We start from the raw sequence: 25,274 nt of genomic DNA, 5'->3' as shown, positions 1-25,274 counted from the left end.
GATAGTTGTAAATCAAGTTAGTTTAATATGAAAATGATGTTGTTTAAGATATTGTGCATACTAATCCTTTTGAGTGGGATATCATGCGCAAAGAAAATAGATGAGCCAAAAGTTGATGAGGAAAGTGCAGTATTGCTTAAAATGATATTGCCAAACGTAGCGGCTTCTGGCAGTACTATTCAGTTACAAGGAAGAGGATTTGGAAGTGATTTGACGAATGTGGAGGTTAAATTTGGAGAAGCTAAGGCTGAAATATTGGAACTGAAAAATGATGTTATCGAGGTGAAAGTTCCCGTTTTAGCTGGCGGAACGAAAGTGGATGTTGCTGTCAATCTAGGAGGCGTCAATTCTAATCTTAAATCCTTTCGTGTTCGAAATATTGAGGAAATTGTATTAGAGGAGAAAGATACTGTAGAATGGACCGAGAATAAGAATGCAAATATTGTTGCGATAGAGCAGGGAGTATTGTCCTATAATGAACAGGTCGTTAAATATATCCGAAATGGAAAGCAACTTCTGGAAGTGGAGATGGGTAAGCCTTCTATAGTAGTAGTAGCTGATGAAGAAGTCGGATGGGGCTTTTATAATTTTCCAAGCATACGGAGATCATTGTCTGGACAGTTAGCAGCAGGATGGAGCATGGCTCATGACGATGCTAGTAGCTATGGGAAGCCAGGAGTGGGTATAAATAGTGCTGTGTCTAACGATGGAGGGGTTACATGGACTACTGTAATCAAAGGGCCGACGGGGGCAGGAATGCTGTTAAGTAATGGAGATCGTATTTCTATTTCTACACCTGCTGCTGTGCCATTGGAAGAGCTGGAACTGCCTGTGCCACTTGCTACATTGCAAGACCAGTCTACATATGGTAGAGTGTTTCGCGTTTATGATTATAGTAAGCTTCCGCTGCAGTTGCAAGGTACTTACCAAGCGAGAATGAAAAAAGGACAGACCTCCTGGATTACCGAAAGAGGAGTGCTGAATAGTCCAAAGTTAGCACGTTATGCAGATGGTAATCTCTTTCCAATTGTGTGGTGGGGGGATTTACAGGAGACATCTGATGGTTTATATATTTGTCCTTATCCTGGTTTTGAGATTAATCAAAGTGGGGGTATAAGCCCAGCTGGAGTTATATGTTATAAATCTACTGATTTTGGAAAAAATTGGGTAAAGCAAGGAAGTATAATCTATCAACCTGACCTGGCTTTAGATCCAAATGGTAGTAAGCGAAATACATTAGGATGGACAGAGCCTGCGTTTGCTGCATTGAAAAATGGAACTTTTTTATCTATTCTACGTACACAAGATGGTTTTGGAAAAAGCCCCATGTATTGGACAACGTCAACAAATAAAGGTGTTAGTTGGTCTACACCAAAGGTCTTTACTGGAAGTGGAGTGTTACCTAAATTGTTGGAGTTGAATAATGGTGTAGTAGCGATGGCTGCTGGTAGACCTGGTGTACAGCTGCGTTTTATGTTAAACAGTGATCCTAATGACTGGACTGAACCTTTTGAAATGCTACCATGGGCCGGTTCGGATTTACAGCAATCCGAAGGTAATGTTAATACAGGGGCATCGTGTGGTTATACGCAGTTATTAAAAATAGATGATAATAGTTTTTTGATTATTTATTCTGATTTCCAACATAAAACAGCTGAAGGTCAAATACGTAAATCCATTAAGGTGCGTAAGGTAACCGTGAAAAAAGTTTAAGTATACCTAAAGACAGAATAATAATTTAATAGAAACCTACAATTACAACAATGTATAAGATGAGAAAATACTGCGGAATACTTTTATTATTTACAAGCTGTGCTACGCATAATCATATTGCAAAGATTCAGGATAACAGAATAGATTTTAATACTGCAGTACTAAGCGAGGGAATTCCTGCATATGGAAAGGGAGATTTTGTATATCAAAAAGATGGGAGAAATGTGTTTAAAATAAGTTTTGGAGAACCTATTATCGTAGCCGTTGCGGATAAAGCTTTAAAATGGGGTTTTTTTCAATTTCCCAGTCTATATGCCTCAGATAACGGAGAAATAGTTGCTCGATGGAATATGGCTGATGATCATGCAGAAAGTTATGGTAAGGGAGGAAACGGCTTTGCCGTTTCTAAAGATCAAGGTAAAACTTGGGAACAACCAGCGAAAGCGCCAATAGGAGGTGGATTAAAATTAAAAAATGGAGAGTTTATTAATATTCATACTCCGGCAGCAATACCTCTCAAAGATCTTAATTTGCCAACACCCATTGCAACGGTTAAGGAAGCTTATGGTCGTAAATTTAGTTTTTGGGAAACAAAGGATTTACCTAAGGAATTGCAGGGAGCATATATTCTGAGACGTAATCAAGGAAGTAGTTCATGGTCGATAGAACATAATGATATTATTGAGCCTAATATGGTTAGGTATTCTGATAATGATTTGTTGCCTGTCGTATGGTGGGGAGATATGAAGTTAAAAGCGAATGGAAATGTCGTTGCTGGAATATATCCTGGGTTTACAAATAATAAAGGTACTGTCTCTCCTTCAGATGTTCCTTTTTATGAATCAGCTGATAACGGTAAGACATGGCAATTTATTGGACGAGTACCTTATAGTTATGATGTTCAAAAAGACCCTAAAGGAGGACAGAGGCATGCATTAGGGTTTACTGAGCCAACTTTTGAGGTTTTGAAAGATGGTAGGTACATGTGTATTTCAAGAACTACTGATGGTTTAGGAAATAGTCCAATGTATATCAGTACTTCATTAGATCAAGGTAAAAATTGGAGTACTCCTACAGCATTTACAAAAAATGGGGTATTGCCTAAACTTAGGCAGTTGGACAATGGAATGTTAGTATTGGCTTCAGGAAGACCCGGTTTACAAATTCGTGTTGCACTTGATAAGGAGGGCAAACAGTGGTCTGATCCTTTCGAAATGCTTCCATGGGTGAAGGATGTTCATGAAAATAACATTTCTTGTAGTTATCCTGAAATTCTATTTACAGGAAAAGATAAGTTTTTATTGGTGTACTCTGATTTTAGATATAAAACAGAATCTGGTGAACTCAGGAAAGCGATTAAGGTTCGTGAGATTACGATAGAGAAAATGTAGTTCGCTTGAGTAGATTGGTTGAGTTGTATTGTTGTTAGAGGGATTCTTGTGTGTCTATTCAATTAAGAGTTAGATTGTGGAACTTAAAAAATAAAATATGAAAAATAATATTATGCAACATCTATTTCTAGCGATGGTTTTTTCAATTCTCTTAACCTCATGTAATGATAATTTACTTTCGGTAGGAACCGAATCAAGAATGATGACTGTTTACACTGGTCCTCCACGTATTAAAACGTTTAGTATAAAGAACCTAAATGATTCTACGACAAGGATGCGTATTGAGGTAGAGGGTGATAATGTAGAACTTGGATCATTTTATGTTCGTCAAAACCCGCCGGTAGTTGGACCTATATTACCTAACTTTTATTTAAATACTAATGGTTATCGTTACCTTTATGGTGAGTCAATTCCAGTTAAAGACTTGAATTTAGCTGACAACGGGATAAGGGATGAGGATAGTACCGTAAATGTATTTACTTATACTTTTGATCCTCGAGACTTCGTTGATACGATTAAGTATTTTTTTCAGGCTGGTTGGCATAATAGACCTCAAATCGGGCCTTATGAGCATGATTCACGATTCTTCACTTTGCTAGGAGGGAAAATAGATACCTTAGTTTCTGAAAATATATTAAATGCTAAACATAGAGTTGTATATAAAGTAGACGGGATTTACGCTGCATTCCCGAGTCTGTACACTTATAACGATAGTATATTAATTACTTCATTTTCGACTCGTGTAAATCGTAGTCATATTGATCCTGAAGGTGGCTCGAAACGTTTGATGTCATTTGATAATGGAATTACATGGTCTAACGCAAGTAGTATAAATTATGATCAAGTGTGGACAACGACTGGAACTAATTTGGTCTTGCCAGATGTTCAGGGATGGATATACGTATCGGATACACTTCGCGATTCGCTGATTACGGAAAAGAGAATTATTAATGAAGTGAAACCAGGTACAATTGCTTATATAGGAGGAACAGTAATCAAACGTTCGACAAATAATGGAACAAGTTGGACTACCACTAGTTTAGCACTTCCAACAGATTGCTCTGGACTTTATAATCATCACATCAAGGCTAGTTATATTGTGACTACCGGAGGTACGAGACTTAGAATAGTATACGGCAGAAGAAAGGTAAATTTCAATAATGCCCTAAAAGACGAAGCTTACCTAATGCGGTCTACCGATAATGGTGTTACTTGGTCTACTTTTCCAATGTTATCTAGTGGGGTTTCAGGGCTAGAAGTTCAGGGATTTAATGAATCTTCTATTGTGCAGGCAGCAAATGGTAAAATTATTGCGCTGATGCGATCTGTTCCTGAGGGGTATTTGTGGAAGTCGGAATCTGCTGATGATGGTCTTACTTGGTCTACGCCGGTAAAGACCACGATGTGGGGGTTTCCTCCTCATGTTATCAAGTTGGAGGATGGTCGTTTGTTAAGTACGTATGGTTATCGCAGGGCCCCAATGGGGATTCGGGCTGCGGTGAGCTCGGATAATGGAGTCACATGGAGTACGAGCAATGAAATGATAATTAGAAACGATGGTTTAGGAAGTGGAGGAGATTTAGGATATCCTTTAGTCCGGCAGTTGACCGATGGATCTATCTTTTGCATCTATTATTTAACAACAGACGGAATGAACACGCATATAGCAACAACGCATTTTGAAATACCATAAAATGCTGAGGAAGTTGTATGAGTATGTGCGTTGAATGTATTATGTTAGTTATAAAAGTAATGTAAATGTATAAAAAGTGAATTTAAAAAGAATTTTGACAATTGGATTTGTATTGTTTTTTATTTCGGTATTATTTGGTCAAAATACAGATGTAATCTGTTTTAACACCAATAAGAATTTTAAACTTCTTTTTGATTATTATCATCATAATCTACCTTCTACTAAGGTTGGTAACCATATTGTAACTGGGAGTTGGATAGATTCTGATGGGCGGTATGGTTGGAATGATTTTGTTCATACGAATACCTTGGATCATGCTTATACCATTTTATCAAAGGATTATGCTATCTCAATGAGTCGTGTTCCTTATAGTGATAAATTGCTGAAGGGGATTGATGGAGTGGTTATTTTTGCTTTGGATAATCCATCCTTAATACCAACAGCGAAAGTTCTCAGCGATAATGAAATAGAAGTGTTGCATGGCTTTGTTAGGAAGGGAGGAAGTTTAATGGTGATGTTAAATGCTATAGAGAAAAATAGATTTAACGAATCATTTGAGATGAAACAAACAGGTCAATTACTTGAGAAGTTTGGGCTGAGCTGGAATAATGATGATACACATTATTCAGATAATGTGATTGCTGTCGGACATCCCTATTTTTATGATGTCCCAGTATTTCATTATGGTGCAGGCTGTACGCTTAAGATTTTGCCGAATGCTAAGCAACCTGAGATTTTGTTGAGCGTTTATTCTGATAGCACATATAAAGATAGGAAGGTGAAAGGCTCTGGGATAGTTAGCGTAAGATATGGTAAAGGAAAGGTAATCTTGGTAGGTGATGCAGGATCTTGGACTGGAAATATTTCAAGACCCTGGGCAGATAATGGAAAGGTTTTAACACAATTGTTTCGTTATATGAAACCGGACAATGATGTGATTGCCATGGATTTGTCAAAGGCTCGTAAATTGGTTTACGAAGTTAATGTAGCGGGGTTGCAGGCAATTCCTAGCGCAAATACGCTTTCTGAAATTGTACATCCGAAATATGAAATGTTTAATCCTAGGCCTACAACGCAAATGCCTTATTTTGAGGCTTCTGCTGAAGTTGAGATAAATACAGTGCCCAATATTCTTGGAGGTGCCCAGGCAAATGTTTCGGTTCGAAACTTTAAATGGTTTGATAAGAATGAAGACTTAGAGCAGCAAGAAAATGTTATTTCCTTAATAATTGGTAAGCAAGGAAAGGTTGTTCAGATTGATTCTAAAGGGGTTAATGCGCAATGGTTGGCGCCTGATATCGCCTTGATATCTGCCCTTTTGCCAGCGAATAGCGTTCAGTCTGGGGATTCATGGCAGTCGATGGAAAGTATTAGGATACCTGCATTGCGAGCTACCGATTTACCCTCTGTCAGTACTCAAAATCTAAATATTTTGTATGCACAAGATATCGTATACAAAGGGAAGCCTAGTCGGTATTTGATTTCTATGGAAGAAGCATGGCTGTCTGATTGGGGAATTTCTTTAGCGAATATTTTACCTGAAGAAGTAGTGAACGATATTGGTGGTATTAATTTTCGATTTTTACATGATCGCGGAGGGAAAATATTGTTTAAGCGTGAACAGTGGGTAGATCAAAAGACTGGAGTAGTTTTAGAAGCAAAGCAACAAACCCGGATTATAACGTGGATCCAAGACAACCGAAAGGCCGTAGGAATTAGTAATCTTGATAAGGATAATGAAACAATTGTATCTATAGCAAATATAACAACTTTCACGTTGAAAGATTAAGATGTGATCCTGATAGAAAATGATTTAAATTAGATTTAAAATAAAACATAATGAGAGAATTTAAATTATTAAAAGCATTCTTGATTCCATTGGCCCTCTTGATTTTTGGTAACTCGCATAATTTTGCACAAAACAAGCCACTGAACGAGATTATCGACATTAAAGATCTTTATGTACGAGACCCATTTATTGTCGCAGATCCTGCAACCAAGAATTACTATCTATATAAAGCAGGGAGGGTCAAGGGTAAAGATGGTACGGAAGTAAATGGAGTCGTGGCTTATAAGAGTAAAGATTTAAGAAAATGGAAAGGTCCATACCATGTTTTTGCTATTCCTGCTGATAATTGGGTTAAAGGCGTAGTATGGGCTCCAGAGGTTCATCAATATAAGGGTAAATACTATTTGTTTGCGACCCTAAACTCAGAAATAGAGTGGAAGAAGAAAGCGGATAACTGGCCTGCATATACCTTTAGGGGGACACAGATCTTTTATGCCGATAGTCCATTAGGGCCTTTCTTGGCTTTTGACGAGAAAATGCCCCATACACCGATGGACAGGATGGCTCTTGATGGTACGCTTTGGGAAGAAAATGGTATTCCATATATGATTTATTGTCACGAATGGGTACAGATAGAAGATGGTGCAATGGAGTTGGTTCAATTAGCTCCTGATTTATCCAAAACGATTGGTGCTTCTCAAACACTTTTTAACGCTTCTGTAGCGCCATGGTCAACTGGCACACACCGTGTGAACGGCCCGAGTTCGTATGTGACAGATGGCTGCTTTTTATACACGACCACAACGGGAAAGTTACTGATGATGTGGTCTAGTTTTAAAGACGGCAGTTACGCTATTGGTTTGGCCGAGTCTACTACTGGAAAAGTTTCAGGTCCTTGGATTCAACAGAAAGACTTACTGTTTAGCGAAAATGGAGGGCATGGTATGCTATTTAAAACTTTTGAAGGGCAGTTGATGCTTACCTTCCATGGCCCTAATAGTCCGGGTGGAAGTGAACGCATGTTAATTTTTGAAATAGAGGATGTGGGAAATACCTTAACCCTAAAGACGCAATTATTTAAATAGAACGTAGCGTAGTAGACATGCAGCATATCAGATATACAAGATATACACTTCTTATTCTCACTTTTTTACCTTTTACCATAATGGGGCAAACGAAAGAAAAGGCACTGGCCGATTTAAAGCATTTATTGCTATCAGAGAAGGCATGGGTAAAGGTGCATGTTGCTGAATTCTTGCTATGGGAAGGATGTTGTAGAGATGAGGTGAAACAGGAGTTTGTAAAAGAAGAACAACTGTATAGCCATACGCCTAAATATCGTATTGGAATATGGCGTGTTCTTGCGCAAAGTGCCTTAACTCCTGAAGAACGTGTAATGTGGGAACGGAAAATCAAAGCGGCTTATGAAGATCCTAAGGCCGAAGATCGCTTGCATGCTATAGAGACGTTAGCGAAGCTGAGGGTGCCTGTTGTGGCGCAAGTAGATTCCAGTTTGGAGGGATCAATGCGCTTGTATAGTCTTTGGAACTATGCATTGGGGGGTGATGCTAATCGAAAAGTCGTAAAGAAGAGGATACTAGAGGACTTGTTTAATAAGAAGCTAACTGATTTGGAGCTTATCGTAAGCTCCTTTGTGTTAAGGTACTTATCGCCATTTACTACGAAGGAGTACAGTGCTCTTGAGGCATGGGTTCGAAATAGACAATTTTTACCATCAGTAGCAAGTAATTTATGGGCTACACTTGTGGTTTTATCTCCTGAAAATGTAAGTGACAATAAGCAAGTTGAGATTAATCAAATGCTTTTTGATTTTAAAGAGCAAGAGGGAAGTCTTAACAATATATTATTGGCTTTTGCGCAAAGAGCAGGAGATAGGGAATGGGAGAATGTCCTCGCTCTATATAGTTTATGTAAGGATAAAAGTAGCCCCACATACCATAGCGACATTCATGCTTCTGCGGCCTATATGATGCTAAGAGTGGCTAATCGCTTGAACCTTGAATAGACATTTCTTCGTCGAAATATAATACTACTAATTCGTCAAATCGGATAGTTACAATATCCGCGTTTATTTTATCTTTGTTAGGGAGCCTAAAGCCTGTTATCTTATGACTAATCGAAAACTCTATCCTTGGCTATTAGTAGCAATGCTTTGCATTGTTGGTTGTCTTAATTATCTGGACCGTATGATGATTGTTACGATGCGTAGCAGCATTGTCGACGAGATCCCTATGTCTGATGCCCAGTTTGGATTGTTGACTTCTGTGTTTTTATGGGTGTATGGTTTTACTAGCCCGGTAGCTGGTTATATTGCGGATCGTTTTAATCGTAGTAAAGTAATTATAGCTAGCCTTTTTATTTGGTCACTTGTCACTTGGTTGACTTCTAAAGCGACCAACTTTGAACAGTTACTAGCAGCAAGAGCACTTATGGGAATAAGTGAGGCGTTCTACATTCCTGCTGCCATGGCTTTAATTATGGATTGGCATAGCGAGCGCACCAAATCTACTGCGGTCGGGATACATGTAGCGGGTGTTACCGTGGGACAAAGCCTTGGCTTTTTGGGGGCTTGGATTGCTGAGTCACATTCCTGGCATTATGCGTTTGCTATTTTTGGTCTAATAGGTGTATGTTATGCTTTTGTTTTGCTTTTCTTCCTTAAAGACAGGGGTTTATTGTTAGATACTGAAAGTGTATATTCATGTGATAAAAGTAAGGAAGTCAATTTTTTGGAAGCCTTACGAAGTTTGTTTAGCAACAAGGCTTTTCTACTTGTGGTGGCCATATGGGGCTTGGCTGGGGCAGTTAGTTGGATGGTTAACGGTTGGTTGCCAACGTATTATAAAGAGGAGTTTAATCTGTCACAAACCGAAGCGGGCTTGTATTCTACGGCATACTTCTTTCCTGCGGTATTATTTGGAGTAATACTCGGTGGGGCTCTGGCCGATCACTGGTCGAAAACGCAGTCTAAAGCGCGCATGTGGGTACCCGCGATAGGATTCTTAATTGCCGTACCGGGAATATTTATTGCCAGTTATACGACCATATTATGGGCTACCGTGGCTGGATTTTTAATCTATGCCGTGACAAGGCCTTTTATTGATGCTAATATGATGCCTATCCTGGGAATGATTGCTGACAAGCGTTACTTGGCAACAGGTTATGGAATCTTGAATTTGTTTAGCTGTATTATAGGGGGGGTAGGTATATATGTGGCTGGGATACTGCGTGATGAACAGGTTAAGCTTACACTGGTGTTTCAGGTTGCGGCATTAACAATGGTGATCTGTGCTGTATTGCTGTTCCGTTTGAAAACCCATTCCCGATAGAATATAAATTGATCAAAATAAACGATGATGAGGAGAAGTAAAGTATTACATATGTTGCGCGATGGCGAAAAGCCGAGTTGTTTTAAAGTGAATCTGAAAGATGCACAGGTAGCTGAATTGGCTGCTATGTGTGGGTTCGATTGTATATGGGTGGACCAGGAACATATCGGACAAGACTGGGCAACGCTGCAGGCACATGTCTGGGCGACCAAAAGTCAGGATGTCGATTTAATGGTCCGCATACCAAGAGGGTCTTACAGCGATTACATTAGAGCCTTAGAAATGGATGCTACTGGAATATTGGTTCCACATATCATGAGTCTACAGGATGCGAAGGAGGTGGTGCATATGACTAGGTTTCATCCTGTGGGACGTAGGCCTATAGATGGGGGGAATTCGGATGGCGGGTATACTATAATTGATTTTAATGAATATATAGTTACAGCAAATCGAGAGCGGTTTGTGATTCTGCAGATTGAAGATCCTGAGCCATTAGATGAATTGGAAGAGATAGCAGCATTGCCTGGTTATGATATGCTGTTTTTTGGCCCTGGTGATTTTAGTCAAGGTATTGGAGCGCCAGGTGAATGGGACAATCCATTGTTGGTAGAAACACGAAAGCGGGTAGCTGAGTTGGCAAATAAGCACGGCAAATATGCTGCTACAGTCGGTTCGCCGGATAACCTTGAGGAGTTGTATGCTATGGGATACCATTTTGTAAGTGCTGGTGCGGATGTGATCGGTATTAAAAATTATTGCCTTTCAATTGCTCAGGCCTTTGGTTCGAAGGAACCTATGAAAAATGTAAAGGGGTATTTAGAAAAGAACTGATGAGATACAAGCAATTAGGACGTTCAGGAGTTCAAGTATCAGAGATTGCATTTGGTGGAGTAGAGATCGGCATGGCTTATGGCCTGAGTATGAAAGAGGCACATGCTCCTATGCATGAGGAAGATGCGGTAAGATTGTTGCATAAGGCATTGGACAAGGGAATTAATTTCTACGACACGGCACGCTTGTATGGCCGAAGTGAAGAGATTATGGGAAAAGCTTTTGAAGGGATACGTGACGAAGTGGTATTGGCATCCAAGTGTCGGCATTTTAGGTTGTCTGACGGAACACTCCCGTCATCTAAAGTGTTAAAGGAATTGGTAAAGAAATCTATTCAGGAGTCTCTCAAAGCATTAAGAACAGATTATATCGATATATTCATGTTACACTACGCGGATTTGGAAATCCTGGAGATTGGTGAGCTATATGAGGTTTTTGAGGAGTTAATGCAAGCCGGAATAATCCGTGTCCCAGGGATATCCGTTTATGAACCCGAGGAGACTGCATTAGCATTGACCAAAGGTTTTTGGAAGGTTATACAGCTACCTTTTAATCTAATGGATCAGCGGCAGTCGGCATATTTTGAGAAGGCAGAGGAGCAGGGGGTAGGTCTTGTCGTTAGATCGGTACTCATGCGCGGATTATTAACGGATAGGTCTTTTCGATTGCACCCTGCATTAAAAGAAGTACAAGATCATATTCATTTGTTTAAAGCATTACTTACAAACGAAAGGAATAATTTACCAGCGCTAGCCATGCAGTTTGTGTCCTCACACCAAGCCGTTTCTTCCGTTTTAATCGGTATTGATAAGCAGGTATATCTGGATGAAGCAATAGCGTATTTTAAAGGAGAGTATTTATCTAGGTCAGAGCTAGAAATGGCTAAGGAGCTATCTTACCCAAACCAAGCGTTTCTGAACTTGGCACAATGGGACAAAAACGGTTGGTTATGATAAAAATAGGAATGATTGGGATGAGTGAGGGGAACGCACACCCTTATTCATGGACAGCAATAATAAATGGTGTATATGACGTTGTGGAAATTGATAAGGCGGGTTTTCCAGCTGTGTCCGACTACCTAAAGGCTAATGAAGCTACACTAGGTATAATAGGAGCGAGAGTTACGCATATCTGGTGTGAGGACAGCGGACAGGCTGAATCTATAGCCAAATCTGGACGTATTGAGTTTGTATTGGATAAGCTTACCGATATGATCGGAGAGGTTGATGCGGTTATTCTCGCTAGAGATGATCCTGATCGGCACTGGGAGATGGCTGAACCTTTTTTGGAAGAGGGAATTCCGATCTTTGTAGATAAGCCCTTGACGATTAATTTGGATGAACTGGACCAATACAAGGCTTATGTTGATCAAGGTAGATTCCTGATGTCTTGTTCCTCCATGCGTTATGCTAATGAGATAATGACAGCAAAGGCAAGTTTAAGTAAACTGGGGCCGATTCATCTGCTTACCGTGGTGGGCAAGAAGGATTGGAAGAAATATGGTGTGCATATGGTTGAAGCTGTAATGAGCTTATTGGATGATCCTCGACCAATAGCTGTTCAATATCTAGGTAAACCGAACTACGATATTGTACAGTTAGAAATCAGTCCGAACTGTTATGCGAGTATTCATCTAATTGCAGCAATTGTTCCCACGTTTCAACTTTCTGTGTTTGGAGAAAAGGAATGGACAACAGTAGATATCCGTAATTCTTATGCCATGTTTAAAGAAAATATATTGGAATTCATCAAGTCAATCCAGCTGGGAAAGCCAACGCTTGATTTTAGTAAAACTGTAAATGTCATGGAGGTTATTGCGAAAGCTTTGCAGAGTAAGGAAATGAATAATCAGAAAATATATTTTTAGTATGCACATTAAGGAACTATTTAGTTTAGAAGGTAAGTATGCGCTGGTAACGGGTGGGGCAGGCAATTATGGTAAATGTATTGTCGAAGCCCTATTAGAAGCAGGGGCACAGGTGGTCGTGAGTTCTCGAAATGCGTCAAAAGCTGAAGCAGAGCTTAATAGATACTTTTCAACGTATCGTACTTGGTGTGTTGTAGAAATGGATCAGGAAGATTTAACTTCTTTGGAACGTGGTATGCACGATATATTAAGTTTCTTTCCAAAAATAGATATTTTTGTAAACAACGCAGTGTCTAGACCCATGAGAAGTTATGCGGATGATATTGCTCATTTTCAACAATCCATGGAGGTAAATGCTACCGGTATGTTTTATCTATTACGACTGGTTGCCGAACATATGGGTAGGATGGGAAGTGGTTCCGTAATTAATATCGCATCTATGATGGGCATGAAGGGGCCGGATTATTCCAACTACATAGGTACATCGATGGGGGATTTACCTCCTGATTACTTTTTTCATAATGCAGGGCTTATAAACCTGAATCGCTTTATGGCAAAGAAGTATGTGGGTAAGAATATTCGTTTCAATTGTATTAGCCCCGGTGGATTATGGAATAATCAAGATGAAAGATTTTTGGACAATTATTGTGCAAAGGTTCCATTAGGAAGATTAGCGAATAAGGATGATATAAAAGGACTAATTGTGTTGTTAGCTTCGGCGGCTGGTGCCTATATCAACGGAGAGAATATTTTAATGGACGGTGGGCTAAATGCTTAAAAGTAGATGAAAGAATTATCCGGTCAAATAGCGATTGTTACGGGAGCAGCTTCTGGTATAGGTTTAGGAATTAGCAAGGGTTTGGCAGAGGAGGGCGCCACTGTTTACCTTTTAGATCGGGATAAAGAAAAGTTAGAATGTGCTGCTGCCTATTTCCAGGAAAGGAAATTATTATTTGAAACGATACCCATTGATATTACAGATGAAATAAGGGTTAAATCGTGTATTGAAAAGATAGTAACTGTGTATGGTCGCATTGATGTCTTGATTAACAACGCAGGCAGACAGTATATCTCACTCGTTCAGGATTTTCCTACGGAAGAATTTGAGTCCATGTTGAAATTGATGCTGACAAGTCCATTTTTTATCATGAAGCAGGTAATACCGATTATGAGATCTAATAAGTATGGTCGTATTATTAATATGGCATCCGTCAACGGGCTGATCGGATTTGCTGGCAAGGCAGCGTATAATAGTGCCAAGCATGGCTTAATCGGTTTAACGAAAGTAGCTGCTTTGGAAACAGCAGCAGAAGGTATTACCGTAAATGCGATATGCCCAGGTTATGTGGATACAGCATTAGTCCGCAATCAGTTGGAACAACTGGCTAGACAACGTAACATAGAAGTACAGTCTGTTTTAGAATCGGTTATTTACCCCTTAGTTCCACAGCGCCGGTTACTTCAGGTAAAAGAAATTGTTTCGTACGTTAAGTTTATAGCTTCTCCTAAAGCGAGTGGTGTAACTGGCCAGGCTGTCGTTATTGATGGTGGATATACTACACAATAATTGATATAGTGATTAATTTATCATTACTACCCGCTTGAATTCGGATGGCGACATTCCTTTTAGTTTTTTGAACTGTCTATTGAAGTTAGCTACGCTATTGAATCCACAGGTGTAGGCGGCCTCTAGGATGGATTTGTCTTTTTCTGAAATCAATTTGCAGAAATGTCCGATCCTAATTTGGTTTACATACTCAATAAAGGTCATTCGATATTGTTCCTTGAAGAAGTTGCAAAAGGTGGTGGTGGCCATATTGGCCTCGTCCGCCACTTCTTTTAAGGTAATCTGCTTATGGAAGTTCCGGAGTATGTAATCGTTAATCCGGCTATGACGGTTAGTTTCTTTATTGCTGTTAAATAGAAAGTTGGGGCTGGCTAGTGTTTGGTAGTCATTCATAGAGCTTATGATGTCAAAGATTTCAAAAATCGAACTGAGCCGTTTCAAACCACTTTCAAAAACCATATTATTCATAACTTGTGCAATCTGTTCGGAGGCAGCTCCGCGGATATGTATGCCTCTAGAGGAAAGATTGAGTATATCACTGAAAGTTGAGAATTCAGGTATATTGAAAATGTCTTGTCCAATAAAATCTGGTGTAAAGTGAATAACGGTAGCATCGGAAGCAGATGGCTCCTTCATCTCTAAAAACTTACTGTCGCTAACCCATACATGTGGAAGGTTGGGCCCCATAAGTACAAGATCCCCATCATTATAATAGCCTATGTGGTCCCCAACCATTCGTTTTCCGGAGCTTTTGTTGACTAGAACAAGTTCAAACTCGGGGTGATAGTGCCAAGGACAAGGGAAATGGGTACCCCTCTCGTTGAATACAGTAAATGATTTATCAAATTCTTTTGGTAATCTAAATTCGACGGCCTTCATGTAGTTTATGTTTTTGGTTATAATCGGAAATTACGTTTTTATTGGTTAAATCCCAAGTATAAGCTTTAAGAATGAAAAATACGATCAGAATTATGGAATATTTATGAAGATTAAAAAAGCCCGCACTCCCGCGGGCCTAAATAAAATAAACTACAGTAAAAGTCAATTTTCGGTTAAGGGTAAGTAGTTACTATTTTGCTAACTTTCCAACCATCCGATGTTTGTAGCATCGTAATGTAATCGATACGGGTGAAATTCTTAAATTTCATAGTTGCTTTACCTACAGCTGTGTTTCCTGTCTCGTCCAGTATTTCGTAAGTGGTATCACAGTCGTATTGTAATCCTTTGTTTTCTTTTAGGAAGCGTAGATATTGACTTTTATTGGATACTTGGTCATTCGAACTATTACGATACTCAAAGTCGATGGTGTACAAATGTTTGTTGTACTGGATATTACCGGTTGATATGGTCTGCAGATAGGTAAGAGCGATAGCTCTGCTATTTAATCTTTTTAGTGGGTTAGCGTTTTCTTTTGCCGTTGCATTAAATCCAAATATTAATACACATAGCGCTGCGATAGTAGTGATTGTTGTTTTCATTATTATGTCTTTTTAGTTGTTGTTAATAAAATACTGCCTTAATTGTTGATTCAAAAGTAGCGACAGATACATGATTTGAAAAGGGACTTTCGACCAATTCATCTGATTTTTCGGTGAGACCAGAGAATGTTTCGGTCAGTATTCTGAAGTGACCAGTGTCCGGTAGGAGATACTGGTATGAGTTAAGTTTTCTTCGTTTAAGTAATTGTGGCCTGTTTTTTTTAGAATAGGTGGAGATAAGCGAAAAAGAGAATCGTGGCATAGGAAAAGAAAAATAAGGCTTCTTTATGAAGTAAGTTTTGTTAAATTTGGCCGGTATTGATTCTTAATACTAAAAGCCTGTCTAAGGATTATTTGCTTGCTGTACCGGAAACTCGGAAAATAGTAATTTTCGAGTATCGAGATTGTATGTCATAGGTGTTTTTTCTAGTTGGAAAAAGATTGTATGGATGGAGAAGTAAAGAGCCTATGATTTGGGTTTATAATGTTAAGTTAATAAGGTGATCAACATAAACATAAACATAAATAGAAATGACAGATTTTAGAACCGAGCATGATTTTTTGGGAGAAAAGGAAATCAGTAACGACTGCTACTATGGCGTGCAGACCATGCGCGCCAAAGAGAACTTTGATATTACAGGTATATCGATAGGCAGTGAGCCCCTATTTATAAAGGCTTTCGGTCACGTGAAGAAAGCTGCAGCGTTAGCTAATAGAGACTTAGGGGTACTAGACTTGAAAAAGGCCGAAGCTATTGCCTACGCCTGTGACCGTCTGATTGCGGGTGAGTTTACCGATCAGTTCGTAAGTGATCTTATCCAAGGGGGAGCAGGGACGTCTACGAATATGAATGCTAATGAAGTGATTGCCAATGTAGGGCTAGAGTATCTTGGACATAAAAAAGGTGAATATGAATATCTTCATCCGAACAATGATGTTAATCTATCACAAAGTACAAATGATGCTTATCCATCAGCTTTCCGTATAGCATTATATCTGAAAGCTGCATCTTTTATAACTGCTTTAGAAGAACTTCAACTTGCATTTTATAACAAAGGGAAAGAGTTTGATGGGGTATTGAAGATGGGACGTACGCAGCTGCAGGATGCAGTACCAATGACATTGGGTCAAGAGTTTAATGCGTTTGCTACTGCTTTGGGTAAGGATGTTGAACACATTAAAATGGCTGTCCGGATGTTAACAGCGGTAAATATGGGGGCTACCGCCATAGGTACTGGGGTAAATGCTCCTGAAGGGTATGCTGCGCTATGTGTTAAATATTTAGCGGACATTAGCGCGGTGCCTGTGACTTTGGCTTCGGATCTAATTGAGGCAACCTACGATACTGGTGCATTGGTGCAATTGAGCGGTGCTTTGAAACAGAGTGCTATAAAGCTGAGTAAAATATGTAATGATTTACGGCTTTTGAGCAGTGGCCCACGTTGCGGCCTTAGCGAGATCAATCTACCAGCGATGCAGCCGGGCTCGTCGATCATGCCTGGTAAAGTAAACCCCGTTATTCCGGAGTTGATGAACCAGACCTGTTTTTATGTAATGGGAGCGGATGTGACGGTCACTATGGCTGCCGAGGCAGGACAATTGCAACTCAACGTCATGGAGCCTGTAATGGGCATGGCGCTGTTCACTTCGCTGCAATATTTAACAAAAGCATGTGATACGCTTAAAGACAAGTGTGTCGTAGGAATCACAGCAAATGCCGACCACAGTAGAAATATGGTCATGCAGAGTATTGGTATAGTCACACAACTAAATCCAATATTGGGTTATGAAGAATGTTCATCTATTGCTAAAGAGGCGCTGGTAACAGGTAAATCGATCTATGAAATAGTGGTTATAGAACGTAAACTGATCAGTCAGATCAAATGGGAAGAGATATATTCTGTCGAAAATCTGATTCATCCTAAATTTATTGCGCAATGATGTAACCTGTTGCTTGATCAAATTATGGAGAACGCTTTAGTTTTTGTGCATTAGTGCTAACCGATTGCTGACATCGAGTAGTTCGTAGATCGTTTTTAAATGATATTTGACAGTATTTTCCGAAATAAATAGTGCTGCTCCGATTTCTTTATTGGTCTTACCTTGTTTGACTAATTCGACAATCTGAAGTTGCCTCGCTGTCATCTGCGGACTATCTTGTTGCAGGTCTAGTGGAGATAGGTTTGTATTTGAAGCTGGATTGATGTAGCGCTGGAGACTTATTCTCATCTGCTCTATCTCTTTTTCCATCAATATTCGACGTTGTTTGTTAGATTGGTAAAGCCTAAAAAGTACAAAAACTAAGGCGAATAATAAGAAAGTGATACAGTAAAGCATCCATGTCATATTTCTTTTGTTGATAATTTCGATGTTAGTGCGTTGCTGTAGTAGCTCCTTCTCTAAGAGAGTTAATTTTCCACTTCGGTTTGCAGCATCATACTGGCGACGGGCTTCGCTGACTGTCTTTTGCGCGTGATAGGCTTTCTCATATTCCTTGTTGGAAGTGTAATAATATATCATAGTTTCGTACATCATTATCTTATAGATATCAATATGATGCTCATTTGCAGAGAGAAGGCCTTTCTCAAACGCTTCAATAGCTTTATCATGAAGCCCCATAATATTGTACAGTTCAACTTTTGCTTTGTAAATGAGAGGCAGGTGTTTTGGTGTTTCTGCTTGGAAGAGCGCGATGGCTTGTTCAAAATGTGAATCAGCTTCTTTGTAGTTTCCTTTTCTCAGTTCGAGGTGCCCGAGGATACATTGGTAATACGCCTGAGTTTCTTTTTTTACATATTGAAGATCCCCAGGCTTCAACTGTTTTAATAATTCAAGATACTCCCGTTCATTTTTCAGATCGAAATGTATGAGTATACGCTCGATAATAATCTGCGTTGTAAGTTTTTCTTTCTTGTTTGTTTTTTGACTCTCCTGATAGGCTAATTCTAGGTTTTTTAAGGCCCCGGTATAATTGTAGAGTTGTTTGTAGGTTAGAGACTTTGCGAGGTAGGCGTGGGTCAGGTCTATTGCCGTGGATTTTGGGTCGTTAATGATTTTCTCCAATAATAGGATAGACTGTTCATTTTGGTTATTATCATTGAGCTTGGAAACATGCTCATAAAGTTCGTCTACATCGATATGTTGGCTATAAGCTATCGATGAACAGAAAACTATGTAAATTAAAGTAAGCACCTGTTTTGTTCTTTTCAGCATATAATTTACCTAATAATTGTTGGAATAAATATGAGTACCTATTTATGGTTTGCAAAAGTACAATTTATGTGCTGTATTTTGATCTTGTAAAAGAGAGATATTTGTAAAGTAAAAATGCGGAGCTTATATTCCCCGCATTTTGTTGATTTTATTGGCCAATTGAGCATTGTACTTCGCAAAATCTGCATATTTATCGGTCTTACTCAGTGGAGGGATGATGTCAGCTAATTGTTTTGTTAATTCAAAATACTCAATTTCTAATTCACCGAAATTTTTATCATTTTTTTCTTCCCTGGCTGTAGTCATTTCTTGGACTATTGTTTCCACTCGATCCAAGTAAGCATTGGCTTCAGTATGTTCTAGTTTTGGACGGATGATGTTTGTATGGAGATCACTTTCTGATTTATTCTGAATAGTTCCTCCGACCCGTGTGTGTGGCTCTGTGTTTTTCTTTTCGAATATATGGGTGATGACAAATGCAGAAGCAACGAATATTGGTAAAATTATCCACATAAAGGATGGGTTCCCCCCGCTGTTTTTAAATTTGGAGTAAGCTGTATAAAGAAGGGACAGACCTAGGATTAGTAGCCCAATGGCCAATCCTATATTGCCCATTAATTCATACACAGGAAGTAGTATTCGAGGGATGCGATAGGATGCCTGTTCAGTAAAATAGCTGAATCCGAGAGCTATGAACATGGCTCCGATGAGTCCCATGGCTAAAGATTGAACTTTTTTAGCGACGTTATTTGCCTCCGTTTTTGTAGTCATTTTTATTTTATGTTTTTAATGAATATGATGTTTTCAATGAATTGAATCAAAAGTAAATATTGGAGCGAGACAAATGAGTATGCATTTACAAAACGTTACATTGTATTTATTATTCGTAAAACTGGGAGCATTTAGGGGGTGTTCAAATATATTTTGAGATTTAAATTGACAGGGTTTTGGAAAGAATTAGGTTATTAGCGAATAATTTGCTAGCTTTCCGAAGCATACCGTTATAGGATAATAGATTTGAAAATAAATCAGGATTGGACTGACGACCGGCGAGAGCTCAAAGAGGTTGTCAATATTGGTGCCTATGAATTTCAGGCAGTAGGCAGTGTATTACACCGTATACCAACCAATAATATACTTCATGTCAACAAAAGTGTCAAAGGAGGAAATGGAAGTGGAGCCGATTGGGCTAATGCAATTACAGAGCTGAGCGATGCATTGAGGTGGGCTCATGAAAATAAGGATAAAGGTCTTTGGAACAAAAACAATCCCTTACAGATCTGGGTCGCTGAAGGTGTGTATACCCCATTGTATATGCCCGATTACGGAAACGGAGGGAATGATAAAGCCGTAGTTCTCAGAGATAGAACTTTTCTATTGGTTAAAGACGTACAATTGTTTGGAGGCTTTCCCTCTTCGGGAAGTCCTGGAATGAAAGATCGGATTTTAAAAGACAAAGGCGGAAGTGAAAGTATATTAAGTGGAGATTATAATCGGGATGATGGGTGTTTGGGACAAGGGAGGTATCTAAAGTTGACTAATAGGGGTGAAAATGCATTTCATGTGGTCGTATCGGCAGGAGATATGGGAGAAGAAGCTGTTTTGGACGGTTTTACCATTACCGGTGGAGGTAGCGACAATGCTGGTACTTTTATCCGGGTGAATAGAGAGTCGTTTTGCAGAGCATGTGGAGGTGGAATATACGTCGTGTTGACAAAAGGTAGTCTGACTTTTCGGAATTTAGAGATTGTGCATAATATGGCCTCTTCATCTTCATCGTATGCTTATGGAGGTGCTGTATACAACGAGAATAAAGGAGACGGTATAATAAAGTGGATCAATAATTCCATCAAAAACAACACCGTATCTTGTTCGTCTGGTGCGGCAGCCGCTTTTGGTGGAGGGGTGTATAATAGTAATTCGGCGAGGGGGACCATGATATGGACTGAAAATGTTATCGAGCATAATATAGCTATATCCACATCCTTGGCTTATGGGGGGGGCGTTTATAATGTAAACGCAGGAATGATGTTGTGGAGTGATAATATCATTGGGTATAATAATGCTGATTCTGTCGCCCGATTATCCTATGGTGGAGGAATATTTAATCGTAATACCGGCAATATGGGCTGGCATGATAACAAAGTAAATGGGAATAAGGCTACACCTTTTGGTGCTTCTTTTAATGGCGGTGGTGTTTACAATAGAAATGCGGAAAGTGGAGTGATGCTGTGGACTATGGAAGGAGAGGTACTTTTTAGAGAAGATGGAAATATTCTAAAATAGCCTACTTTTTTATTTGCCTTCTTTGTTCCATTTTTTTTATCGAAATTGATCTTCAAGAAAATGGAGCAAAATATCGTCACATTAGAACAAGTCTGTAAAGTTTATAAAACTGGGGATAGTAGTATAACAGCATTATCGACGACCGATATGAGTTTTGAGTCGGGCAAGCTGACCTTGATTATGGGACCATCAGGTAGTGGGAAAACAACGTTGTTATCGATATTGGGCTGTATTATATATCCTACGTCGGGGAAGGTATTTTACAAAGGGCGAGAGGTGACAGGGCTGAATGAACGCGACTTGGCAGACTTGCGTCTGCATGAAGTCGGTTTTGTGTTTCAGCAGTTCAATCTACTTGAACCTCTGAATGCTTTAGAGAATGTAATGCATCCACTAATTCTACAAGGAGCATCAAGTTCGGTTGCTCGAAGTAGAGCCAGGCGGGCACTGGAAAAAGTAGGATTAGCAGATAGAATATTTAGCTTACCAAAAAAACTTAGTGGTGGACAGAAACAACGGGTAGCAATAGCACGCGCTCTGGTCGCAGATCCCGCTATGATACTCTGTGATGAGCCGACGGCATCTTTGGATGCATATAGTGCGGAAGCTATTATGGTTGAATTGAATGGACTGGCTAGTGTAGGTAAGGCTGTGATAGTCGTAACTCATGACTTACGTTTGCGTAAATTTGCAGATAAGACAATCTATGTTGAAGAAGGTGTGGTATCTATGAAGATAAAGAATGAACAGTATTATAAATAAAACAGCGTTTCTTGGAATACTCTGTACACTATGGTGTTATAGCTGTTCATCCGGTGGAGAGACGGAAGTTGATAGAGGCCGTAAAGAGATATTGGACGAAATCAGCGACGTTCGGGCTATTGGAAAGCTTACCCCATCAACTGCGGATGTTATTATTTCAAGTTCAGTGGTAGGAAGAGTGAAAGAAATATTTGTTAAAGACGGAGATTCTGTAGGTATAGGACAAGTAATTGCTCAATTGGAGTCGGAGGACGCTTATCTGGATTTGCAACGCGCTCAGTTAGAAATGAGTCGATTAAAAGTAGATATAAAGACGACAGAAGAGGAAATTGCTAAGGCGACCACTATATTGGAAGAACGCAGCCAGAAATATCAAACTTCCAGGCGTCTGGTCGAACTAAATGCGGAAACGAAAGAAGTATTGGAGGGAGATCGGTCGAGTTGGAGACAACAGAAGGCAACCTTGAGGGGCTTGCAAAGCCAACTTGAAGCGCAAAGATTAGTTCTGGAAGAACAGAATGTAAATATTAAGAAAGTAGGTAAGCTATACGCCAACCTACACATTGAAGCTGTTGGTGACGGTATTATTAATGATTTGAATGTGCGTCTTGGGCAGTATATTGAACCCGGTCAGGAGCTTGGGCGTATTATAACAACGAGTAATCCGATTGTAGAAGCAGAAGTGGATGAGTTATTTGCTAATGAAGTGAAAGTCGGGCAGAAGGTGTCTGTTTATGCAGTGACAAGTGGAGATAAATCGATACGAGGCGAGTTGGTATATGTAAGCCCTATATTATCTAATAAATCAATCTTCTACGATACGGCCAATGAAGCTCAGGATCGCAGGGTACGCCGGGTGAAAATTAAGTTGGAAGAGGAGAGTGGATTTGTAATTAACACTAAGGTGGACTGCGAGATAAAGATCAAATAATGTTAAAGGTAGCTTTTAAATTCATTAAATATGACAAAGCGAAAAGCATTGGGGTAATAACAGCCGTAGTTATCAGTACCTTTTTAATAGGGCAGCAATTAAGTCTATTGTTTTTTTTGATGGGATTAATGGGAAACCTTGTAGGGAATGCCCCTGTTGGAGATAATGAACTTTGGATCATAGAGAAACAGAGTAAAAACATCAATGCGGTAAATCAATTGGATGAGAGGCTGGTACAACAGATTGGAAGTTTAAGAGGAATAGATGCCGCATATCCTGTCGTTTTAGCACCTGCACAAGCTACTTTTTTAGATGGAAAAACTGCTTCAGTAACCTTGGTGGGTGCAGAAGCACCTCATTTTGTGATGGGACCGGGTAGAGAAAAGATAGCGCAGGGAAATATCCGTTCTTTAATCGATCCGCACACTGTTTCTGCTGAAATATATAGTGAGAAAAGTTGGAATACGAATTTGGTTCTTGATAAGCCGATAGAGATCAATGGAAAGGCTGCTAAAATTAGTGTGTTGACTAAAGGAGCTCAGGCTTTCGGTGCAAGTCTTATGTATACGACGTTGGAAAACGCCCGCTCTATGACTAATTTGCCCCCCTCGGCTATCAGCCTTATTATTGCCAGACTTGAGCCGGGTATAAGTAAAGAAACGATCTTGAGTGATATACCACGATTGTTTCCTGAGCTGCAGGCTTGGGATGCTAAGGAATTGCAAAAGTCTACTGTAAAAGAAATTTTGATCACTTCTAATATGGGAATGAGTTTTGGAACTTTAGTGCTTTTTGCAATGATAAGTGGATTTTTCATTATAGGGCTTACTTTATATTCATCGGCCTTAGATCGTATTAAGGACTATGGTACACTGAAAGCAATCGGAGCAAGTAACGGTTATGTGAACCGTCTTATCATAGTGCAGGCATTTCTTTACGCTGTCATAGGTTATATGTTCGCTATGTTGCTTTTGCTCGGATTCAAATTTGGGGTTCGGAATTCAGGACTTATCATTGATATCTCTTTAGTTTTTTCTTTATTTTTGTTTGGTATTACGCTTCTTATTGCTGTAGGAGGCTCGTTGTTTGCGGTGCATAAGATCAGCAAGTTAGAACCTGCTTCTGTGTTTTGATATGAGGTTTTTTATCTACATTCTGTATTTTCTAACTCCTTTTTTTTGTAAGGGTCAGGTACTTAGCATTGAAGGGTTATGGGAAAATATGCCCAGCACTTCGTTAAATCGCCAAAGTAATTTATCGATAGAAGTTAAAAAAGAAGAACTAAAGGAGTTTAAGAATAGCCGTATTCCCGTATTTTATATTGATGCTAATATACAGCGTAATCTTGTGGTACCCATCACGCCGGTACCGGCAGTAGCATTTGATCCGAATGCATTGGATGGAGCAGTCATCCCTTTGAAGTTTGCAACCAAGTGGAGTGCTAAAACTGGTTTACAGATGGAATGGCAACTATTCGATCCAAAATATAGAGTAGAAAAGAAACAAAAGATATTGGAAATTGAAAGTGCGGCGTTAGATCAAGCCAAGCAGGAGCAGGAATGGAAACGGGATGCGACCTTGGCTTATGCTGGAGTAGTGCTGGCAAGCAAGCAATATAGGTTAGCACTCCAGGATTCTATACATTATGATGAAATTCTTAAGGTTTTAGAAATACGGTATAAAGAAGGTAGGGAACAGCTCACAAACTACCTTGCTGCACAGCAGGAATTTGAGAGAAAACGTATACAATTGTATGAATCATGGACGGTTTTAAGAGATGCTGATTTAGAATTGTGTCGATTTACAGATTTGGAGACTATTAAGACCTTGGATAGTGATATTAATGATATTCTTACCTTTATTGAAAAATATCGGAAAAATAATATTACTGAAGAATCTTTGAGGATTGAAAGAAGAACGTATGAACTGCAGAAAGAGGGCGTGAAAAGACAGTTGCTGCCGACTTTTAAGCTAAATGCTTATTTGGGAGAACAATATTATAGTAATGTGTTGCATTTGGATAAGGGAAAGGAATGGTACGGCAGTAGTTATGTCAACGCAGCGGTAAAGGTTCCGATATCTACTTTTTTTACTTACCGGTCGACATATAAACGCCTACATACGGAATTCGATTTAGTCTCTTTGAAGATAGACAGTGAACGCTTTAATGAAGATATCAATGAAAAGCAACGCGAGGGCAAAATAGCGGCAGCGAGAGTGAAGTTAAAGCGGTTAGAAACTATTGCAGACTTAGCCCGACAGGCAAAAGAAAATCAAGAGCGAATCTATAAAGAAGGGAGACTATTAGTCGTGGATCTTAACGAATCGATTCATCAGTTAAATCAAACAAAACGAGAGGTGTGGCAGGCTGAGTATGACTTGATTCAGGCGATATTGGAGTAG

General features: G+C 39.4%; 22 protein-coding genes. 18 read left to right on the top strand and 4 right to left on the bottom strand.

The features are described from left to right. Positions 1-27: 27 nt before the first annotated feature. From JKG61_RS11660 to JKG61_RS11605, 12 genes are all read left to right on the top strand, one after another. Positions 28-1,713, top strand: a complete 1,686-nt coding sequence (locus JKG61_RS11660) for an IPT/TIG domain-containing protein (RefSeq protein ID WP_202103150.1) — start codon at positions 28-30, stop codon at positions 1,711-1,713. Positions 1,714-1,772: 59 nt separating this feature from the next. Then, positions 1,773-3,104, top strand: a complete 1,332-nt coding sequence (locus tag JKG61_RS11655; protein ID WP_202103149.1) for a sialidase family protein — start codon at positions 1,773-1,775, stop codon at positions 3,102-3,104. Between the two features lie 97 nt (positions 3,105-3,201). After that, a complete protein-coding gene (locus JKG61_RS11650; RefSeq protein ID WP_202103148.1) occupies positions 3,202-4,797 on the top strand; it encodes a sialidase family protein in 1,596 nt (531 codons plus the stop codon). A gap of 76 nt (positions 4,798-4,873) precedes the next feature. Then, the gene (locus tag JKG61_RS11645) at positions 4,874-6,586 is read left to right on the top strand and encodes a hypothetical protein (protein WP_202103147.1); all 1,713 of its coding nucleotides are present in this window, start codon (positions 4,874-4,876) and stop codon (positions 6,584-6,586) included. Positions 6,587-6,636: 50 nt separating this feature from the next. Then, positions 6,637-7,671, top strand: coding sequence for a glycoside hydrolase family 43 protein (locus tag JKG61_RS11640; RefSeq protein WP_202103146.1), 1,035 nt, complete (start codon positions 6,637-6,639; stop codon positions 7,669-7,671). A gap of 80 nt (positions 7,672-7,751) precedes the next feature. Further along, positions 7,752-8,612, top strand: a complete 861-nt coding sequence (locus tag JKG61_RS11635) for a type 1 periplasmic-binding domain-containing protein (protein ID WP_202103145.1) — start codon at positions 7,752-7,754, stop codon at positions 8,610-8,612. A gap of 103 nt (positions 8,613-8,715) precedes the next feature. Further along, positions 8,716-9,936, top strand: coding sequence for an MFS transporter (locus JKG61_RS11630; RefSeq protein ID WP_202103144.1), 1,221 nt, complete (start codon positions 8,716-8,718; stop codon positions 9,934-9,936). 24 nt (positions 9,937-9,960) lie between these two features. After that, positions 9,961-10,767 carry an HpcH/HpaI aldolase family protein gene (locus JKG61_RS11625; protein ID WP_202103143.1) on the top strand — a complete coding sequence of 269 codons (807 nt, stop codon included), beginning with the start codon at positions 9,961-9,963 and terminating at the stop codon, positions 10,765-10,767. After that, complete coding sequence (locus JKG61_RS11620) at positions 10,767-11,720, top strand: aldo/keto reductase (RefSeq protein ID WP_202103142.1); 954 nt, start codon at positions 10,767-10,769, stop codon at positions 11,718-11,720. The genes JKG61_RS11625 and JKG61_RS11620 overlap by 1 nt, the downstream gene beginning before the upstream one ends. Beyond that, positions 11,717-12,634: a Gfo/Idh/MocA family protein gene (locus JKG61_RS11615; RefSeq protein WP_202103141.1), complete on the top strand. Its 918-nt coding sequence runs from the start codon at positions 11,717-11,719 to the stop codon at positions 12,632-12,634. The genes JKG61_RS11620 and JKG61_RS11615 overlap by 4 nt, the downstream gene beginning before the upstream one ends. A gap of 1 nt (position 12,635) precedes the next feature. Continuing rightward, positions 12,636-13,412 (top strand): SDR family oxidoreductase, encoded by a 777-nt coding sequence (locus JKG61_RS11610; protein ID WP_202103140.1) that lies wholly within the window; start codon positions 12,636-12,638, stop codon positions 13,410-13,412. A gap of 6 nt (positions 13,413-13,418) precedes the next feature. After that, on the top strand, positions 13,419-14,201 hold the full coding sequence (locus JKG61_RS11605) for a 3-hydroxybutyrate dehydrogenase (RefSeq protein WP_202103139.1): 783 nt from the start codon (positions 13,419-13,421) through the stop codon (positions 14,199-14,201). Between the two features lie 12 nt (positions 14,202-14,213). Here JKG61_RS11605 and JKG61_RS11600 read toward each other — a convergent pair whose 3' ends face one another. Further along, positions 14,214-15,080, bottom strand: coding sequence for an AraC family transcriptional regulator (locus tag JKG61_RS11600; protein WP_202103138.1), 867 nt, complete (start codon positions 15,078-15,080; stop codon positions 14,214-14,216). Between the two features lie 173 nt (positions 15,081-15,253). Further along, complete coding sequence (locus tag JKG61_RS11595) at positions 15,254-15,679, bottom strand: nuclear transport factor 2 family protein (protein WP_202103137.1); 426 nt, start codon at positions 15,677-15,679, stop codon at positions 15,254-15,256. A 531-nt stretch (positions 15,680-16,210) separates the two neighbouring features. On the opposite strand from JKG61_RS11595, the gene aspA reads away from it, so the two are divergent. Beyond that, a complete protein-coding gene (gene aspA / locus JKG61_RS11590; protein WP_202103136.1) occupies positions 16,211-17,620 on the top strand; it encodes an aspartate ammonia-lyase in 1,410 nt (469 codons plus the stop codon). Between the two features lie 36 nt (positions 17,621-17,656). Here the strand turns inward: aspA and JKG61_RS11585 are convergent, their stop codons facing one another. Together JKG61_RS11585 and JKG61_RS11580 are read right to left on the bottom strand one after the other, a co-directional pair. Continuing rightward, positions 17,657-18,892: a tetratricopeptide repeat protein gene (locus JKG61_RS11585; RefSeq protein ID WP_202103135.1), complete on the bottom strand. Its 1,236-nt coding sequence runs from the start codon at positions 18,890-18,892 to the stop codon at positions 17,657-17,659. Between the two features lie 123 nt (positions 18,893-19,015). Then, the gene (locus JKG61_RS11580) at positions 19,016-19,663 is read right to left on the bottom strand and encodes a hypothetical protein (RefSeq protein WP_202103134.1); all 648 of its coding nucleotides are present in this window, start codon (positions 19,661-19,663) and stop codon (positions 19,016-19,018) included. A 246-nt stretch (positions 19,664-19,909) separates the two neighbouring features. Between JKG61_RS11580 and JKG61_RS11575 the strand changes: the two genes are divergently transcribed. From JKG61_RS11575 to JKG61_RS11555, 5 genes are all read left to right on the top strand, one after another. Beyond that, positions 19,910-21,178 (top strand): hypothetical protein, encoded by a 1,269-nt coding sequence (locus JKG61_RS11575; RefSeq protein WP_202103133.1) that lies wholly within the window; start codon positions 19,910-19,912, stop codon positions 21,176-21,178. Positions 21,179-21,238: 60 nt separating this feature from the next. Continuing rightward, the gene (locus JKG61_RS11570) at positions 21,239-21,940 is read left to right on the top strand and encodes an ABC transporter ATP-binding protein (RefSeq protein ID WP_202103132.1); all 702 of its coding nucleotides are present in this window, start codon (positions 21,239-21,241) and stop codon (positions 21,938-21,940) included. Next, positions 21,921-22,871, top strand: a complete 951-nt coding sequence (locus JKG61_RS11565) for an HlyD family secretion protein (RefSeq protein WP_202103131.1) — start codon at positions 21,921-21,923, stop codon at positions 22,869-22,871. The genes JKG61_RS11570 and JKG61_RS11565 overlap by 20 nt, the downstream gene beginning before the upstream one ends. Then, complete coding sequence (locus JKG61_RS11560) at positions 22,871-24,004, top strand: ABC transporter permease (protein ID WP_202103130.1); 1,134 nt, start codon at positions 22,871-22,873, stop codon at positions 24,002-24,004. Before JKG61_RS11565 ends, JKG61_RS11560 begins: the two co-directional genes overlap by 1 nt. Before the next feature lie 88 nt (positions 24,005-24,092). Further along, entirely contained in the window at positions 24,093-25,274 is a 1,182-nt protein-coding gene (locus JKG61_RS11555; protein WP_202103129.1) for a TolC family protein, read from the top strand.

The organism is Sphingobacterium faecale (assembly GCF_016746095.1).
GTDB classification, from domain to species: domain Bacteria; phylum Bacteroidota; class Bacteroidia; order Sphingobacteriales; family Sphingobacteriaceae; genus Sphingobacterium; species Sphingobacterium faecale.
The sequence above is the reverse complement of the archived record's forward strand: the minus strand, read 5'-3'. Positions and strand labels throughout refer to the sequence as shown.

Coding starts and splice junctions, on each gene's coding strand:
- JKG61_RS11565 (WP_202103131.1), top strand. CDS start 21,921: ATGAACAGTATTATAAATAAAACAGCGTTTCTTGGAATACTCTGTACA.
- JKG61_RS11580 (WP_202103134.1), bottom strand. CDS start 19,663: ATGACTACAAAAACGGAGGCAAATAACGTCGCTAAAAAAGTTCAATCT.
- JKG61_RS11595 (WP_202103137.1), bottom strand. CDS start 15,679: ATGAAAACAACAATCACTACTATCGCAGCGCTATGTGTATTAATATTT.
- JKG61_RS11635 (WP_202103145.1), top strand. CDS start 7,752: ATGGGGCAAACGAAAGAAAAGGCACTGGCCGATTTAAAGCATTTATTG.
- JKG61_RS11640 (WP_202103146.1), top strand. CDS start 6,637: ATGAGAGAATTTAAATTATTAAAAGCATTCTTGATTCCATTGGCCCTC.
- JKG61_RS11600 (WP_202103138.1), bottom strand. CDS start 15,080: ATGAAGGCCGTCGAATTTAGATTACCAAAAGAATTTGATAAATCATTT.
- JKG61_RS11610 (WP_202103140.1), top strand. CDS start 12,636: ATGCACATTAAGGAACTATTTAGTTTAGAAGGTAAGTATGCGCTGGTA.
- JKG61_RS11585 (WP_202103135.1), bottom strand. CDS start 18,892: ATGCTGAAAAGAACAAAACAGGTGCTTACTTTAATTTACATAGTTTTC.
- JKG61_RS11655 (WP_202103149.1), top strand. CDS start 1,773: ATGAGAAAATACTGCGGAATACTTTTATTATTTACAAGCTGTGCTACG.
- JKG61_RS11570 (WP_202103132.1), top strand. CDS start 21,239: ATGGAGCAAAATATCGTCACATTAGAACAAGTCTGTAAAGTTTATAAA.
- JKG61_RS11660 (WP_202103150.1), top strand. CDS start 28: ATGAAAATGATGTTGTTTAAGATATTGTGCATACTAATCCTTTTGAGT.
- JKG61_RS11615 (WP_202103141.1), top strand. CDS start 11,717: ATGATAAAAATAGGAATGATTGGGATGAGTGAGGGGAACGCACACCCT.
- JKG61_RS11625 (WP_202103143.1), top strand. CDS start 9,961: ATGATGAGGAGAAGTAAAGTATTACATATGTTGCGCGATGGCGAAAAG.
- JKG61_RS11555 (WP_202103129.1), top strand. CDS start 24,093: ATGCCCAGCACTTCGTTAAATCGCCAAAGTAATTTATCGATAGAAGTT.
- aspA (WP_202103136.1), top strand. CDS start 16,211: ATGACAGATTTTAGAACCGAGCATGATTTTTTGGGAGAAAAGGAAATC.
- JKG61_RS11620 (WP_202103142.1), top strand. CDS start 10,767: ATGAGATACAAGCAATTAGGACGTTCAGGAGTTCAAGTATCAGAGATT.
- JKG61_RS11630 (WP_202103144.1), top strand. CDS start 8,716: ATGACTAATCGAAAACTCTATCCTTGGCTATTAGTAGCAATGCTTTGC.
- JKG61_RS11560 (WP_202103130.1), top strand. CDS start 22,871: ATGTTAAAGGTAGCTTTTAAATTCATTAAATATGACAAAGCGAAAAGC.
- JKG61_RS11605 (WP_202103139.1), top strand. CDS start 13,419: ATGAAAGAATTATCCGGTCAAATAGCGATTGTTACGGGAGCAGCTTCT.
- JKG61_RS11650 (WP_202103148.1), top strand. CDS start 3,202: ATGAAAAATAATATTATGCAACATCTATTTCTAGCGATGGTTTTTTCA.